Consider the following 14,460-nt stretch of genomic DNA (forward strand, 5'->3'; position numbering starts at 1 on the left):
CAAGTTGTAATTCGCGTGTTTCGTTTCGAATCTAGTTTTCAGAGAACGATCTCTGAAATGTAAGCTACGCGTTTGGTGGCGATGGCGGAGGGGTTCCACACGTACCCATCCCGAACACGACCGTTAAGCCCTCTAGCGCCGATGGTACTTGGACCGCAGGGTCCTGGGAGAGTAGGACGCCGCCAAGCGAAACCCCATTGGGGTATTTTTTTTCGAAAATTGATAAGGGCCCTTAGCTCAGTTGGTTAGAGCGCACCTCTGATAAGGGTGAGGCCGGTGGTTCGAGTCCACCAGGGCCCATAGCAAGACCACAACAAGAAATACACCAGAGTATGGGGCCATAGCTCAGCTGGGAGAGCGCCTGCCTTGCAAGCAGGAGGTCAGCGGTTCGATCCCGCTTGGCTCCACCATTCCCTGATAGCTCAGTTGGTAGAGCACTCGACTGTTAATCGAGTTGTCACAGGTTCGAGCCCTGTTCGGGGAGCCAGTAAGGCCCGTTGGTCAAGGGGTTAAGACACCTCCCTTTCACGGAGGTAACAGGGGTTCGAATCCCCTACGGGTCATAATATGGAGGCTTAGCTCAGCTGGGAGAGCATCTGCCTTACAAGCAGAGGGTCGGGGGTTCGATCCCCTCAGCCTCCACCATATAACTTTATAACGACGCGGGGTGGAGCAGCCCGGTAGCTCGTCGGGCTCATAACCCGAAGGCCGCAGGTTCAAATCCTGCCCCCGCAATTAACTTTCCTTGAGAAAGTGATCTGGAACCGTGGTGTAGTTGGCCTAACATGCCTGCCTGTCACGCAGGAGATCGCGGGTTCGAATCCCGTCGGTTCCGCCATTTTTTTTAATGTAGTAAGGCTCGGTAGCTCAGTCGGTAGAGCAGAGGACTGAAAATCCTCGTGTCGGCGGTTCGATTCCGTCCCGAGCCACCATTTATAACACCATGTAATACGCCGGTGTAGCTCAACTGGTAGAGCAACTGACTTGTAATCAGTAGGTTGGGGGTTCAAGTCCTCTCGCCGGCACCATGTAATCCTGGAGGATTAGCGAAGCGGCCAAACGCATCAGACTGTAAATCTGCTCCCGTACGGGTTCGGTGGTTCGAATCCATCATCCTCCACCAGTTTTTCTATGAGTCATTAGCTCAGTTGGTAGAGCACCTGACTTTTAATCAGGGTGTCGAAGGTTCGAGCCCTTCATGACTCACCATTATATGCGCGTGTGGCGGAATTGGCAGACGCACTAGACTTAGGATCTAGCGTCTTTGACGTGGGGGTTCAAGTCCCTCCACGCGCATCCTTTATTTGCGGAAGTGGCTCAGCGGTAGAGCATCGCCTTGCCAAGGCGAGGGTCGCGGGTTCGATTCCCGTCTTCCGCTCCAATATTTTGCGCCCTTAGCTCAGCTGGATAGAGCGTTTGACTACGAATCAAAAGGCCGGGAGTTCGAATCTCTCAGGGCGCGCCATTATAACTTCATATTATGCCGGCGTGGCGGAATGGCAGACGCGCTCGACTCAAAATCGAGTGGGAAACCGTGGAGGTTCGAGTCCTCTCGCCGGTATAGATAACGGGATGTAGCTCAGCTTGGTAGAGCACCTGGTTTGGGACCAGGGGGTCGCATGTTCAAATCGTGTCATCCCGATTGTTGTTATGCGGGTGTAGTTCAATGGTAGAACTTTAGCCTTCCAAGCTAATAGCGTGGGTTCGATTCCCATCACCCGCTTATATATTGAAAAAGAAAGAGACGGTACTCACCGTATCTTTCTTTTTTTGCATTCACAGGCATATATTCCATGATTTTATACAAAGACCACGGATTATTTGGCTGAATATCATGTACCAGCATGTATCCCATCCTCACGATATATTTCCCTCTCTTTTAAGTCTGTCCTTAGTCATTGTGGAAGTGTTCAAATAGAGAAGGTCTAACACATGTTCGAACACAAGAATATCTTTTCTTTATCACAATTTATAAAAACGCTTACAAAAATAGCTTGCGTAAATCATTAACCTGTAATACCATATCAATTAAGCGCTTAACCTTTAGGGGTAAGGCGCTTAAACTTAACGTAGATTAAGCGCTTAACCCGTAAAGGAAAGGACGGCGATCAATTCATGAATACAATTCGACTAACGATGGCTCAGGCACTGCTTCGATACCTGGATCAGCAATATATCTCGGTTGACGGGGTGGAAACCAAGTTTGTGAAGGGAATCATCGGTATTTTTGGACATGGCAATGTAACAGGCATTGGAGAAGCGCTGGAGCGCAGTCCGGGAAGCCTGACGTATATGCAAGGCAAGAACGAACAAGGCATGGTGCATACGGCAGCGGCTTATGCCAAGCAGAAGAACCGTAGACAGATTTATGCATGTACAACATCCATTGGACCTGGTGCTTTGAATATGATTACAGCGGCAGCTACTGCAACGGTGAACCGGATTCCGGTTTTATTGCTTCCTGGAGATAACTTTGCTACACGGGAACCGGACCCGGTACTTCAGCAGTTGGAAGTGAGCAGTGATTATACAATCTCAGCAACTGATCCATTCAAAGCCGTCAGCAAGTACTGGGATCGCATTGTTCGTCCCGAACAGTTGATGATTGCTGTTACACAGGCGATGCGTGTGCTAACCGATCCAGCAGAGACGGGAGCAGTAACGCTCGCATTGCCGCAGGATGTGCAGGCAGAAGCGTACGATTACCCGGAATCTTTCTTTGCCCGCAAAGTACATTATCTGGATCGTCGTCCCCCGGTACAGGCAGCCATTGAGCGGGCAACGGAGCAGATTGCCCGAGGCAGAAAACCGCTGCTCGTTGCAGGCGGCGGTGTGTTGTACTCTGAGGCGTCCGTTCAACTCTTGGAGTTCGCCGAGGCATTTGGTATTCCGATCGCCGAGACGCAGGCGGGCAAGAGCGCAGTTTCTTGGGACCACCCACTAAATGTGGGGGCAATCGGGGTTACCGGCTCTCTGGCAGCCAATAGGCTGGCGAGAGAAGCAGACGTTGTGATCGGCGTCGGTACGCGGTTCTCGGATTTCACGACGGCGTCCCGCTCTGCTTTTCAGCACCCAGAAGCTTCATTCATCAACATCAACCTGAACGGCATGGATGCCGCCAAGTTAGGCGGAGAAGCCATTCTGGCAGATGCACGCGAAGGATTGCAGGCTTTGCAAAAGGAATTGCAGGAAAGACAATACCGAAGTGCATATGGTGCATCCGAAATCGCTGATCTCCGCGCTGAGTGGAATGCAGAAGTGGATCGGCTGTATGCAGCTCAACATGAAGCAGGGCTGGCACAGACTACAGCAGTTGGCATCGTTAACCGGACCATTGATCCATCCTCCGTCATAGTGTGTGCGGCGGGCAGTCTGCCAGGCGATCTGCATCGTCTGTGGCGTGCGGCTGAACCAAAGACGTATCACATGGAGTATGGGTTCTCCTGTATGGGGTACGAGGTAAGTGGAGCGTTCGGAGCAGCACTTGCCGAGCCGGATCGTGAAGTGTACGCCATGGTAGGGGATGGCAGTTATCTGATGCTGCATTCGGAGTTTGTGACCAGTTTGCAGGAACAGAAGAAGATGACTATTTTATTATTCAACAACAATGGATTCCAATGTATTCATAATTTACAGCGGGAACATGGTAGTGACGGGTTCGGCAATGAGTTCCGTTATCGGGAATCCGAGAGTGGACGACTGACCGGGGATTACATGCCAATGGACTTTGCTGCACACGCCCGAAGCATGGGAGCCAAATCCTATAGAGCGGAGACAGCAGAACAGCTGGAACAAGCACTCCGAGATGCGAAGAACGAAACAGTGAGTACGTTGATTGAGATTCCGGTCGTGCCTGGAACCAACGCAGGTGGATACGAGTCATGGTGGAATGTGGGTGTACCTGAGGTATCTGCCGAAGAAAAGGTAGTTCATGCTCATCACACCATGCAAGCCAACCGTGCCAAAGCAAGACCGATTTAATCCGGTTTAATATAGTGAACAACAATGTTGAACGACAAAGGAGACGTGGAGCAATGAGCAAGCTGCCATTCCAGCTTGGGATTCATCCGATCAATTGGGTCGGTGAAGATGTGAAGGAGCATGGTGATGCGACAACGTGTGCACAGATTCTGGATGACATTCAGCGTCTTGGGCTGACGGGTACAGAGATGGGACGTAAATATCCTACCGATCCTGCTATATTGCGTGAGGAATTGAGCAAAAGGAATATCAAGCTGGTCTCCCAGTGGAAATCCGTACTTTTCTCCGACCCGGCATATCGTCAGTCGGAGCTGGACAGTTATCGCAGACATGCGGAGTTTCTGCAATCCATGGGCAGTAAGGTAATCAGTACGGCGGAGGTAGGCGGGTCACTTCATTTTGATCCAAGACGAACTCCGAATGAAAAAGAAGTGCTCAGACTCAGCGAATCTGAATGGCATATTCTTGCTGAAGGGTTGAACGAAGCAGGAGCTATTGCTCGCGAACATGGGTTGAAGCTTACGTACCATCATCATGGAGGCACAGTGGTAGAGCAACCGGATGAGATTGATCGACTGATGGAGCTGACAGACCCTTCTCTCGTGTATCTGCTCTATGATACTGGTCATGCCTACTATGGCGGAGCCGATCCACTTGAACTGCTGCGCAAACATTATGATCGGATCGCCTATATCCATCTGAAAGATATCCGCCCGCATGTGCTGGATGAAGCACGCGCGGAGCAGTCTGATTTTGTTGGTTGCATTCGTAGAGGCGTGTTCACCGTACCAGGGGATGGATGCATTGACTTTGCTCCTATTCTGCAAGAACTGATCACACGAGGGTACGATGGCTGGGCGATGCTTGAAGGAGAGCAGGACCCTGCGATTCATAACCCGTATGAGTATGCGAAGCGATCTTTGAACTATATGGAGTCTTTATACTAACACAGCTGATCCGTTCAGCATTGCAGCGGTCAGATGCTGCACCTATGAAGTGAAAAAGGAAGAAGGCCAGCAAGAGTATAACGTTACGATTGGAAAATAAAAATGACTTACTCTAGCCGTTTACGAGTTCTTACGATGGAATGAGTAACTAGTCTAGATATCCATATACAACATGGAAAATCCCACTACAGAAAGGGGCTCACATGCAATGACTTACGTATCCTTTCCGGTATCCAGGAAGAAGGATTTCACCGCCATTGGTCGCTTGTGCATCGACTTGAACGCCAATGAGATCAATCGCCCGATGGAAGAGACGATGACGTTCACAAAGTATGTTGGCGGCTCTCCGGCCAATATTACGATTGGCATGTCCAGACTGGGTATGGAGACGGCTTTTATCGGTAAGATCGCGGGTGACCAGATGGGCAGATTCATCCAGAGTTATTTGGAGAAGAACGGCATCGACACATCAAATGTAGTTACAGATGACACTGGAGCGGTGACAGGGCTTGCTTTTACCGAAATCAAAAGCCCAACGGATTGCAGTATCCTGATGTACCGGGACAATGTAGCGGATTTGTTATTACAGGCGCAAGAGGTACAAGAGCAGTTGATTGCTGACTCCAAAGTGCTGCTAATCTCAGGCACAGCCCTCGCGCAGAGCCCATCCCGTGAAGCCGTATTACAGGCACTAACGTATGCAAAAAAACATGGCACAGTTATTGTGTTTGATCTGGACTATCGCCCATACACATGGACATCAGATGAAGAGACAGCGGTCTATTACAACCTTGCAGCCGAGAAATGCAATATCATCCTCGGCACACGTGAAGAGTTCGACATGATGGAGACATTCGATCACAATCCGGATCATAGCGATCAGGTGACTGCGCAGAAATGGTTTGATTTCTCAGCGAATATCGTTGTAATCAAACACGGCAAGGAAGGGTCCATTGCTTATACGCGTGAAGGGCTTTCCCACCGCGCGGACAGCTATCCGGCAAAAGTGGTCAAAACGTTCGGCGCAGGCGATTCCTATGCGGCTGGGTTCCTGTATGGATTGATGCAGGGCTGGACAATTGAGCGCAGTATGGCGTATGGCAGTGGCGCAGCAAGTATCGTCATTTCGAGCCACAGCTGTTCGGATGCAATGCCAACGGTCGAACAGGTAAATGACTACATTGAACGTTGCAATCGGGGCGAGATCACCGTGTCTTGAAGCTCGTTGCAATACTTTGAATAACACACTCATACAGATCAACATCAATCATATAAGTTCAACATAAGGGATCACACATAAGCGAAGGGAGACAGGGCTATGGGAAAAGGAATTTCTGAAGCGTCTGCAACAGCGACAATGGTACAAAACTGGATCGGAGGTGCCTGGGTAACCCCAGCGTCAACTCGCACGGAGCCAGTGGTGAATCCGGCTACAGAAGAGGTTATTGCACATGTGCCATTGTCCGAACAAGCGGACGTGGATCTGGCGGTTCAGACAGCACGAGAAGCGTTCAAATCCTGGAGCAGCACACCGGTTCCACGCCGTGCACGTATTCTGTTCCGATACCAGCAGTTGCTGGTTGAACATTGGGAGGAGCTCGCCCGCCTGGTAACGCTGGAGAACGGTAAAAGTTATGCCGAAGCGTATGGCGAGGTATTGCGTGGCATTGAATGCGTCGAGTTCGCGGCTGGTGCCCCGAATCTGATGATGGGCAAACAACTGCCTGACATCGCTACAGGACTGGAGTCGGGCATGTACCGCTACCCAATCGGTGTAATTGGGGGGATTACCCCATTCAACTTCCCGATGATGGTGCCGTGCTGGATGTTCCCGCTGGCTATTGCGTGTGGTAACACCTTTGTCTTGAAGCCGTCCGAGCGCACACCGCTGCTGGCAGGCCGCCTGGCAGAGCTGTTCAAGGAAGCGGGGCTTCCTGACGGTGTGCTCAACATCGTTCACGGTGCGCATGATGTCGTGAACGGGTTGCTGGAACATAAGGATGTTCAAGCGATCTCCTTTGTCGGATCACAACCTGTAGCTGAATACGTCTACACCACTGCATCCAAGCATGGCAAACGGGTACAGGCACTGGCTGGTGCCAAAAACCACTCCATCGTTATGCCGGACGCCGATCTGGATCTAACCGTGAAAGAGATTACCAGTGCAGCTTTTGGTTCAGCAGGGGAGCGTTGTATGGCATGTGCGGTTGTTGTAGCTGTGGGTGATGTGGCTGACGAACTGGTACAAAAGCTGGTGGAAGCGGCAGACCGCATTACCATTGGTAACGGCATGGATGAGGGCGTGTTCCTTGGTCCTGTCATCCGTGGACCACATAAAGAGCGTACACTCAGTTACATTGAAGCCGGAGAGCAGGAAGGCGCGGCATTGATTCGGGATGGACGTAAGGATCAGGCGACAGGTGAATCCGGTTATTTTGTAGGGCCTACGGTATTCGACCAAGTTGATAGCAATATGAAAATTTGGCAGGATGAGATCTTTGCTCCGGTACTCTCGGTGGCAAGAGTGTCTACGCTGGAGGAAGCCGTTGAGCTTGCGAACCGTTCCGACTTTGCCAACGGGGCGTGTCTGTTCACTCGCAGCGGGGCGAGTATGCGTCAATTCCGTGAAACGATTGATGCGGGCATGTTGGGTATTAACCTGGGCGTACCTGCACCAATGGCATTTTTCCCGTTTTCCGGTTGGAAAAAGTCCTTCTATGGTGATCTACATGCCAATGGTACGGATGGTGTTGAATTCTACACTCGCAAGAAGATGGTAACGGCGCGCTGGTAACAACCAGAGCATCACTCGGGCTAAGGGGAACGCCCAGCCCATATGGACGCACATAGGGAGGATAACGGAATGGGCAAGGACAAAGTGAGAATTGGCATCATCGGTGCTGGACGGATCGGCAAAATTCATGCAGACAATCTCCTGCGTAACCCGCATGCCGAGATTGTGGGAATCAGTGACTTATTTGCAGGTCCTGAATTGGAGGCTTGGGCCTCCAGTCGTGGCATCCCTGTTGTAACAACGAACAGCAGCGAGTTGATCTCGATGCCTAATGTAGACGCGGTGCTGATCTGTTCTTCAACAGATACACATGTGCCGCTGATCGAACAGGCCGCCCAGGCGGGCAAACATATCTTCTGCGAGAAGCCGGTCAGCATGGATCTGGCACAGACCCAAGCGGCGGTAGCGGCAGTTCAGAAGGCTGGCGTGAAGCTGCAAATTGGATTTAACCGCCGCTTCGATCACAATTTCAGACGGATACGTGCGCATGTGCAGGATGGTACGATTGGTGATCCACATATTATCAAAATTACGTCTCGCGACCCGAGTCCACCGCCTGCGGAGTATATCCGGGTGTCTGGCGGGATCTTCATGGACATGATGATCCACGATTTTGACATGGCCCGTTATCTGTCCGGGAGTGAAGTGGAAGAAGTGTACGCTCAGGGCAACGTGCTGATCAATCCGGTTTTTGCGGAACATGGTGACGTGGATACAGCGATTGTAACGATGACTTTTGCCAATGGAGCGATTGGTGTTATTGATAACAGCCGTCAGGCAGTATACGGATACGATCAGCGTGTTGAAGTATTTGGCTCGAAGGGCAGCGCCGCAGCGGCGAATGATCATCCAAATACGGCTGAGATCAGTACAGCGGCCGGGCTCATGCGCGACAAACCGTTACACTTTTTCCTGGAACGCTACAATGAAGCATATGTACAGGAGACAGCCCTCTTTATCGATGCAATCATTCATGATACACCGGTTATCGTTGATGGCCATGATGCAGTACAGGCAGAACGAATTGCACTGGCAGCAAAAATGTCCATGGAGCGGGGAAGACCTGTGAAGCTGAGTGAAGTCCCTGGGGTGTCACTGGAATCGCAAACGGCAACGCCATAGGTGGATGATTAAAGTCACTTTTTTCTAATAGAGCGTAAGAATGGTCCAAGTTTTTGTTTTTTATAAGTATCAGGTTGTTGTGGACGACTACAGAAAGGAGTGGATGGCAAGATGTCAGAACGTATTGTGAAACCCGTGGTCAACCCGGAGGGAGACGGTACACTTATAAACGTAACACCGGAGTCGGCGGGGTGGGAATATGTTGGCTTTCAGGTAGCGAAGCTGGCGGAGGGGGAGACGCTAACCCGTGAGAGCGGTGATCAGGAACTCTGTGTGGTGCTTCTCAGTGGTTTCGCCAATGTAAGTACCCGGGAGCACACATGGGATAATATCGGAAAAAGAATGAGTGTTTTCGAGAAAATTCCACCGTATTCGGTCTACGTCTCAACTTCCGATCAAGTGCAGATCACAGCACGTACCGAACTGGAAATCGCTATATGTGTTGCACCCGGTAAAGGCACGTACCCGGCTCGTCTCATTGCACCCGAAGATGTAGGGGTAGAGGCACGAGGATATGGCAATCTGGAACGCCAGATTCACAACATTTTGCCGGAACAAAAAGAAGCGGACAGTCTGCTCGTTGTTGAGGTATTCACGCCAGATGGGCATTGGTCCAGTTACCCGCCACATAAGCATGATCGGGACGCTCTCCCGGATGAATCTTTGCTGGAAGAAACGTATTACTTCCGTGTGCAGCCTGAGCAGGGATTTGCCATTCAGCGCATATACACGGACGATCGTTCTGTGGACGAGACGCTAGCAGTGAAAAACGGTGAAGTGGTGCTTGTTCCGGACGGATATCATCCGGTAGGCGCTCCTCCGGGGTATGAGGTCTACTATCTGAACGTGATGGCTGGACCAACCCGGACCTGGAAATTCCATAACGATCCTGACCATGAGTGGTTGATGAAAAAGTAAAACAGTTCATGCTACGCACATTGTGCTGGCTTCAAGTTGCGTATGCAGACTTCCCCCTGCATAATGAGAAGAGAACAATTATCTATGTATAACGAAACTTATATATAGCACAAATGGGGAACAACAATGAAAGCAACCATATACGATATAGCACGCGAGGCGGGTGTATCCATTGCAACCGTCTCGCAGGTCATTAATGGCAAAGGCAAGATCAGCGAGAAGCGGCGCGCTGAGATTATGGAGATCATGGAACGCCTTCACTATCAACCCAGTGCGATCGCAGCTGCACTTACAGGGAAGCAGACGTATACATTGGGGCTGCTCGTACCGGACATCTCAAACCCTTATTTCGCAGAACTCGCAAGAGCCGTGGAGGATCGAAGCCGTCAATTGGGTTACAGCGTGGTCATCTGCAGTACGGATAATAAGGACGAGCGGGTAGAGCGTTACCTGAATCTGCTCCAGCAAAAAAGGGTCGATGGCATGATGATCGGAACCGGGGTCGATAATGCAGAAATTTTGTCACCCCTCTTGCAGCAGTCTATCCCTGTTGCTCTGATTGCCCGTCATATGCCATCCCTGTCGGTACATATGGTCACTATTGACGACATACTTGGCGGAGCACTCGCAGCCGATCATCTGCTTGAACTTGGACACACCCGTGTAGCAGTTCTGTCGGAACCGTCCAAAGTCAGCAGCAGTCAGGAACGTGTACGTGGATTCCGTGAAACACTGATTAAGGCAGGCCATACGCTGGAACCGAATCAAATCCGAGAATCGGCAGCTGACCTGAGCTCGGCCAAAAAAGAGGCGTTACTGCTGCTCGGTGAGAAGGATCACCCGACAGGTTTGTTCTGTTGTAATGACATTCAGGCCATTGGTGCACTTCAGGCAGCCAAAGAGCTGGGGCTACGCGTACCAGAGGATGTGTCGATTATCGGGTTTGATAATACCATTCTGGCTTCGGTGACCAGTCCACCGCTTACGACCGTTGCCCAGCCAATTGAAGAACTGGGACATCGCGCTGTAGATCTGTTGATTGAAGAGTTAAAGGATGAGCGAAAAGAACCGCAGAAGATTGTCCTGAAGCCCGAGCTGGTTATCCGAGAATCAGCAGGTCGTGTATTGAGCTGAAAACAAATAGTTTTCGGCGTACGCTGAACAGACGTGAGGCCAAGTCTACGAGTGTCATATTCATGGCTCGGGATAAGTGTTATCGTCTTACCTCGTTCTGAATAGGTAATAAAACAATATAACAAAGTAACAAACAAGCCGCGTTTACCCTATGGGAGAACGCGGCTTGTTCATTTAAATCTTTAATTTTTAGTGTAGCCCAAAACGTCATCGTAATTGAGGGACCAGAGATAAGAAATGACATTGGAACAGAAGGAGTGAGATGTTATACTGGGATATATCAATAATTACCAATTTATATGTTTTATGTAGATCTAGAGAGGGGATTGGGATGAGTAGACAAATCAAGATGATTATGGGTATCTCCATAATTATTGTTTTTTTAGCTATTGCAGTGCGTATGTATACCTCTGGTCAATATACTAAGTATATCCCCAGCAAACACACGACGTTTCGAGCAGAGGTCACAAATCATATGACGATGCTGGATACATTGGATCGACTGACGATTAGGAAAATCTCCGACAATGAACCGTATAATGAAGATGATGAAGTGACGATTACAGATCCCAATAAGATTAGAGATATGCTGAAGCTATTAAAGGATGTTGATCTTAAAAGAGTAGGGGAATTCGACGTTTCCGAAAGGAATCCGCATTACTATGAGTGGCGACTTACCATTAATAAAGAAGGTCGCTTTACCGATGGATTTGGACTGACGTTTTATAATGAAAAGTCCATCTCAATCTACAGCGAGGCAAAAACGAGAGACAAATTTGAGGACTACGAGATTACCAATGAGTTTAATCTGAATGAGATGGACCGCCTTTTTGAAAAGCTGAAGGAGGAGCAAACATGACCATCATATCCAACTATTATGTACGCCCTATTGAAGAACAGGATATCCCCTTTCTGTGGGAGATGTTATACGCATCCCTGCATAGAAGAGAAGGTGATGAACCTTTTCCAATCGAAAGTATTCATACTCCCGGACTGTCCAAATACGTTGAAGACTGGGGAAGAGAAGGGGATTTCGGGTATGTTGCAGTTGACCAGCAGGGCAAGAGACTAGGTTCAATAACATTAAGATTCTATACGGATCAGAATGCGGGATACGGTTATGTGAGTGCAGCTACGCCAGAGATGGGGATGGCTGTAACGGAAGATGCACGTGGAAAAGGAGTAGGTACTTTACTGCTTCAGACCGCATTAGATGAGGTTGAACGGCGGGGAATTGCAGCAGTCTCGCTCAGTGTTGACCCGGATAACCAAGCGATTCGCTTATATAAGCGGTTAGGATTTGTGGAGGAGTCCTTAAATGGTACATCAGTAACGATGGTGCGTGTTAGTAAACTTGAATCTTAAATGATGAGCGTTCGGATCACTGGCAAAACTGAGTAAACCACGTGGAACTGCAAAAGAAGAGGCGTTTCCTCATGGGAACGCCTCTTTCTGTGTGCCATGTACAGCATCGGTATCTCTCTTATTATACTAAGTCCGTAGCACTTCAATATTATTTCAACAAAAATGCCAAAGCCTCATCATACGTTTCCCATTGGAATTCAGTCTGGTGCGCGGACTCTTTGGAGATCCGATTCAATTGCATTTTGGCGATCGCACCACCTACGGCTACACTAGCTCGCTTCATCCCCCACTGTGTCAGTAGTTTCTGGTGTTCCACAATTTTCTCTTTGGTGTCCTGAGGGAAAGCCTTCATGTTCCGCATATCTACTAGCACATCAAACGAATTCCCCAATTGTTCCGCTATTCTCTGGATTTCTGTATTCGTTTGTTCGACATGTTCAGGAGAAACAATACCTTCCCAGATAATTTCAATAATAGGTTTAGTTGAATCCAAACGTCTAACAGACATGTAGGCAACTCCTCGATAATAAAATAATATGTAATATATGAGACTATAAGCCTATTAATTATACCTTTTTATAACGAGAATGAAAACTAAATTCATAATTAAGTGGTTCTTATGGACTACTTATTCCTAGGGAAGTTAAATTCAGGGATTGTTATCATATCTTCTTTGGAAGGAAGGTTAAATAGCTAAAAGCCGCCCAGAGAATGAACTCCAGACGGCTTCTATAACTGTAACATGATAAATTGAAAATCCTACGTAAATTAGAAGCCAATCTTCAAACTGTTACCTTCCGTTGCTACACCTTTGGAAAGGGAAATGCTCAGCTTTTGTTCTGCCGAGAAGCCTAGTGTTTCCCCGTCATGTAGTGTGACGTCGTTCTCAACAACATACGTTGTGGTCATGAACATCATCTCAAATACATCGCTTAAGGATTCAGACGATTGCATAATCTCCATCTCTTCTTTTCCAAAGTTACGTAGTCCGTAAGTGTAAGCTGAAGCGGCCTCGGCATTTTGGAATAATCCGATGAAAATCCAGAGCGAGACTGGCAACTCATCATGTTTGATCCCACGGCTGGTTTCGACATACTGACTGGCTTCAACAACAAGTGGGGCCATGTATATGGCAAGCGCGTGATCCAACTGTAACAAAGCACTCGCTGTTTGAGTGAACAGAACATGTCCTTCAATTGCATCTGTTGCGTTCAGAACAGAGACAATAATCTGAGACTGGTGCCGTGAGGTAACTTGCTCCGCTTCTCGCCAAAGGATATTGAGTTTGGCATTCTCCTCAACTTCACGGTCAGGCACAGGCGCGGCAATGTGGGCACATACTACCTGCATTCCATTCACTTCGAAAAAGAGATTGCCCTCCTCTGGGCGTTCTTCAATCTCGATATCCCATTCGTTCTTCATGTTCCTGATGAAGAGGTCAAAATCACAATCCTCACGCTCCAGCAGGACAAAACCCACGATGGTTTCACTGTAATTCGTCGATTCGACAGCACCACCTGCAGGTACTTTCTCCTTTTTGCGCCGCCGAAGCTTGTCAAACAATCCCATGACATGTTCTCCTTCCAATTCCAGAACGATTCTGGTCATTGTACACTGCTATCTATTCACTACCTTACCATAAAGGAGTTAACATGAATCGAAGCAATGCACCATTCGACAGAAATTACAGGAACAGAACGAGCAACAACGCAATGATCGCAGGCAAACCTTGTTTGATAATGATGGAACGTGAAGAAGTTGCTCCCCCATAAAGAGCCGCGATAATCACACACGCCAGGAAGAAAATCTGAATATGCTGTCCAACGGCAGCATCCGGATATACGAGTCCCCAGATCAGACCTGCCGCAAGAAATCCATTGTAAAGGCCTTGATTGGCCGCAAGGGATTTGGTGGATTTGGCGAATTCCGGCGTGAGATTAAAGGTTTTCATTGTGCGTGGACGAGTCCACATAAACATCTCCATCACCATGATATAGAAGTGTTCGACAGCTACAAGAGCTACAAAAATGATACTAATCAAAGGAAACACCTTGCTTTCTGATATGTAATTTATTTACTTGTCCATCCTAGTATAAATGTTTGCAACAAGAACGGAAAGAGCAAATTTGATTTGTAACAATTTAATTGCGTATTATTTAAATTATTTATTGTTTTCCAGTTGAGTTATGATGTTGAAAT

12 protein-coding genes, 17 tRNA genes and 1 rRNA gene are annotated in these 14,460 nt (G+C 48.7%); 27 read left to right on the plus strand and 3 right to left on the minus strand.

Going from position 1 to position 14,460, the window contains the following annotated elements; translation table 11 throughout:
- The first annotated feature begins 71 nt into the window (after positions 1–71).
- The 27 genes from rrf (at position 72) to MKY95_RS01540 (ending at position 12,261) form a co-directional block, all read left to right on the plus strand.
- Positions 72–188: ribosomal RNA gene (rrf, locus tag MKY95_RS01410) — 5S ribosomal RNA — on the plus strand.
- Positions 189–226: 38 nt separating this feature from the next.
- Positions 227–300, plus strand: a tRNA-Ile gene (locus MKY95_RS01415).
- Between the two features lie 34 nt (positions 301–334).
- Positions 335–410: transfer RNA gene (locus tag MKY95_RS01420), tRNA-Ala, on the plus strand.
- Between the two features lies 1 nt (position 411).
- Positions 412–487: transfer RNA gene (locus MKY95_RS01425), tRNA-Asn, on the plus strand.
- Between the two features lie 4 nt (positions 488–491).
- Positions 492–563: transfer RNA gene (locus MKY95_RS01430), tRNA-Glu, on the plus strand.
- Positions 564–569: 6 nt separating this feature from the next.
- Positions 570–645, plus strand: a tRNA-Val gene (locus MKY95_RS01435).
- 16 nt (positions 646–661) lie between these two features.
- Positions 662–735, plus strand: a tRNA-Met gene (locus MKY95_RS01440).
- A gap of 25 nt (positions 736–760) precedes the next feature.
- Positions 761–838: transfer RNA gene (locus MKY95_RS01445), tRNA-Asp, on the plus strand.
- A gap of 18 nt (positions 839–856) precedes the next feature.
- Positions 857–932 (plus strand) — tRNA-Phe (locus tag MKY95_RS01450).
- Between the two features lie 20 nt (positions 933–952).
- Positions 953–1,028, plus strand: a tRNA-Thr gene (locus MKY95_RS01455).
- Between the two features lie 9 nt (positions 1,029–1,037).
- Positions 1,038–1,123, plus strand: a tRNA-Tyr gene (locus MKY95_RS01460).
- A gap of 10 nt (positions 1,124–1,133) precedes the next feature.
- A tRNA-Lys gene (locus MKY95_RS01465) sits at positions 1,134–1,209 on the plus strand.
- Between the two features lie 6 nt (positions 1,210–1,215).
- Positions 1,216–1,296: transfer RNA gene (locus tag MKY95_RS01470), tRNA-Leu, on the plus strand.
- A 10-nt stretch (positions 1,297–1,306) separates the two neighbouring features.
- Positions 1,307–1,381, plus strand: a tRNA-Gly gene (locus MKY95_RS01475).
- A gap of 7 nt (positions 1,382–1,388) precedes the next feature.
- Positions 1,389–1,465, plus strand: a tRNA-Arg gene (locus MKY95_RS01480).
- A gap of 17 nt (positions 1,466–1,482) precedes the next feature.
- Positions 1,483–1,561, plus strand: a tRNA-Leu gene (locus MKY95_RS01485).
- A gap of 7 nt (positions 1,562–1,568) precedes the next feature.
- Positions 1,569–1,642: transfer RNA gene (locus MKY95_RS01490), tRNA-Pro, on the plus strand.
- 10 nt (positions 1,643–1,652) lie between these two features.
- Positions 1,653–1,723 (plus strand) — tRNA-Gly (locus MKY95_RS01495).
- Between the two features lie 392 nt (positions 1,724–2,115).
- Complete coding sequence (iolD, locus tag MKY95_RS01500; protein WP_076320391.1) at positions 2,116–3,981, plus strand: 3D-(3,5/4)-trihydroxycyclohexane-1,2-dione acylhydrolase (decyclizing); 1,866 nt, start codon at positions 2,116–2,118, stop codon at positions 3,979–3,981.
- Positions 3,982–4,034: 53 nt separating this feature from the next.
- Positions 4,035–4,928, plus strand: a complete 894-nt coding sequence (gene iolE, locus MKY95_RS01505) for a myo-inosose-2 dehydratase (RefSeq protein ID WP_076320392.1) — start codon at positions 4,035–4,037, stop codon at positions 4,926–4,928.
- A gap of 208 nt (positions 4,929–5,136) precedes the next feature.
- Positions 5,137–6,147 carry a 5-dehydro-2-deoxygluconokinase gene (gene iolC / locus MKY95_RS01510; protein ID WP_076320393.1) on the plus strand — a complete coding sequence of 337 codons (1,011 nt, stop codon included), beginning with the start codon at positions 5,137–5,139 and terminating at the stop codon, positions 6,145–6,147.
- Between the two features lie 99 nt (positions 6,148–6,246).
- Positions 6,247–7,722, plus strand: coding sequence for a CoA-acylating methylmalonate-semialdehyde dehydrogenase (locus MKY95_RS01515; protein ID WP_244661184.1), 1,476 nt, complete (start codon positions 6,247–6,249; stop codon positions 7,720–7,722).
- A 69-nt stretch (positions 7,723–7,791) separates the two neighbouring features.
- Positions 7,792–8,844, plus strand: a complete 1,053-nt coding sequence (iolG, locus tag MKY95_RS01520; RefSeq protein WP_036607993.1) for an inositol 2-dehydrogenase — start codon at positions 7,792–7,794, stop codon at positions 8,842–8,844.
- Between the two features lie 111 nt (positions 8,845–8,955).
- A complete protein-coding gene (iolB, locus tag MKY95_RS01525) occupies positions 8,956–9,762 on the plus strand; it encodes a 5-deoxy-glucuronate isomerase (protein WP_074093115.1) in 807 nt (268 codons plus the stop codon).
- A 126-nt stretch (positions 9,763–9,888) separates the two neighbouring features.
- The gene (locus tag MKY95_RS01530; RefSeq protein ID WP_076320394.1) at positions 9,889–10,896 is read left to right on the plus strand and encodes a LacI family DNA-binding transcriptional regulator; all 1,008 of its coding nucleotides are present in this window, start codon (positions 9,889–9,891) and stop codon (positions 10,894–10,896) included.
- 331 nt (positions 10,897–11,227) lie between these two features.
- Positions 11,228–11,755: a hypothetical protein gene (locus MKY95_RS01535; protein ID WP_036607984.1), complete on the plus strand. Its 528-nt coding sequence runs from the start codon at positions 11,228–11,230 to the stop codon at positions 11,753–11,755.
- Positions 11,752–12,261, plus strand: coding sequence for a GNAT family N-acetyltransferase (locus MKY95_RS01540; RefSeq protein ID WP_051447063.1), 510 nt, complete (start codon positions 11,752–11,754; stop codon positions 12,259–12,261). Before MKY95_RS01535 ends, MKY95_RS01540 begins: the two co-directional genes overlap by 4 nt.
- Before the next feature lie 148 nt (positions 12,262–12,409).
- Here the strand turns inward: MKY95_RS01540 and MKY95_RS01545 are convergent, their stop codons facing one another.
- The 3 genes from MKY95_RS01545 to MKY95_RS01555 all read right to left on the minus strand — a co-directional run bounded on the left by MKY95_RS01545 (position 12,410) and on the right by MKY95_RS01555 (position 14,311).
- Positions 12,410–12,769: a hypothetical protein gene (locus MKY95_RS01545; protein ID WP_036607981.1), complete on the minus strand. Its 360-nt coding sequence runs from the start codon at positions 12,767–12,769 to the stop codon at positions 12,410–12,412.
- A gap of 260 nt (positions 12,770–13,029) precedes the next feature.
- Positions 13,030–13,869 (minus strand): DUF4261 domain-containing protein, encoded by an 840-nt coding sequence (locus MKY95_RS01550; RefSeq protein WP_081745884.1) that lies wholly within the window; start codon positions 13,867–13,869, stop codon positions 13,030–13,032.
- A gap of 76 nt (positions 13,870–13,945) precedes the next feature.
- On the minus strand, positions 13,946–14,311 hold the full coding sequence (locus tag MKY95_RS01555) for a DUF1304 domain-containing protein (RefSeq protein WP_081745883.1): 366 nt from the start codon (positions 14,309–14,311) through the stop codon (positions 13,946–13,948).
- Positions 14,312–14,460: the final 149 nt, after the last annotated feature.

Origin of the sequence: Paenibacillus sp. FSL P4-0176 (genome assembly GCF_037975265.1) — a bacterium.
Classification (GTDB): domain Bacteria; phylum Bacillota; class Bacilli; order Paenibacillales; family Paenibacillaceae; genus Paenibacillus; species Paenibacillus amylolyticus.

Excerpts from the sequence above, each read along its gene's own strand:
- iolE (WP_076320392.1), top strand. The coding sequence starts at position 4,035 with ATGAGCAAGCTGCCATTCCAGCTTGGGATTCATCCGATCAATTGGGTC.
- iolG (WP_036607993.1), top strand. The coding sequence starts at position 7,792 with ATGGGCAAGGACAAAGTGAGAATTGGCATCATCGGTGCTGGACGGATC.
- MKY95_RS01535 (WP_036607984.1), top strand. The coding sequence starts at position 11,228 with ATGAGTAGACAAATCAAGATGATTATGGGTATCTCCATAATTATTGTT.
- MKY95_RS01550 (WP_081745884.1), bottom strand. The coding sequence starts at position 13,869 with ATGACCAGAATCGTTCTGGAATTGGAAGGAGAACATGTCATGGGATTG.
- MKY95_RS01540 (WP_051447063.1), top strand. The coding sequence starts at position 11,752 with ATGACCATCATATCCAACTATTATGTACGCCCTATTGAAGAACAGGAT.
- MKY95_RS01515 (WP_244661184.1), top strand. The coding sequence starts at position 6,247 with ATGGGAAAAGGAATTTCTGAAGCGTCTGCAACAGCGACAATGGTACAA.
- MKY95_RS01545 (WP_036607981.1), bottom strand. The coding sequence starts at position 12,769 with ATGTCTGTTAGACGTTTGGATTCAACTAAACCTATTATTGAAATTATC.
- iolD (WP_076320391.1), top strand. The coding sequence starts at position 2,116 with ATGAATACAATTCGACTAACGATGGCTCAGGCACTGCTTCGATACCTG.
- iolC (WP_076320393.1), top strand. The coding sequence starts at position 5,137 with ATGACTTACGTATCCTTTCCGGTATCCAGGAAGAAGGATTTCACCGCC.
- iolB (WP_074093115.1), top strand. The coding sequence starts at position 8,956 with ATGTCAGAACGTATTGTGAAACCCGTGGTCAACCCGGAGGGAGACGGT.
- MKY95_RS01530 (WP_076320394.1), top strand. The coding sequence starts at position 9,889 with ATGAAAGCAACCATATACGATATAGCACGCGAGGCGGGTGTATCCATT.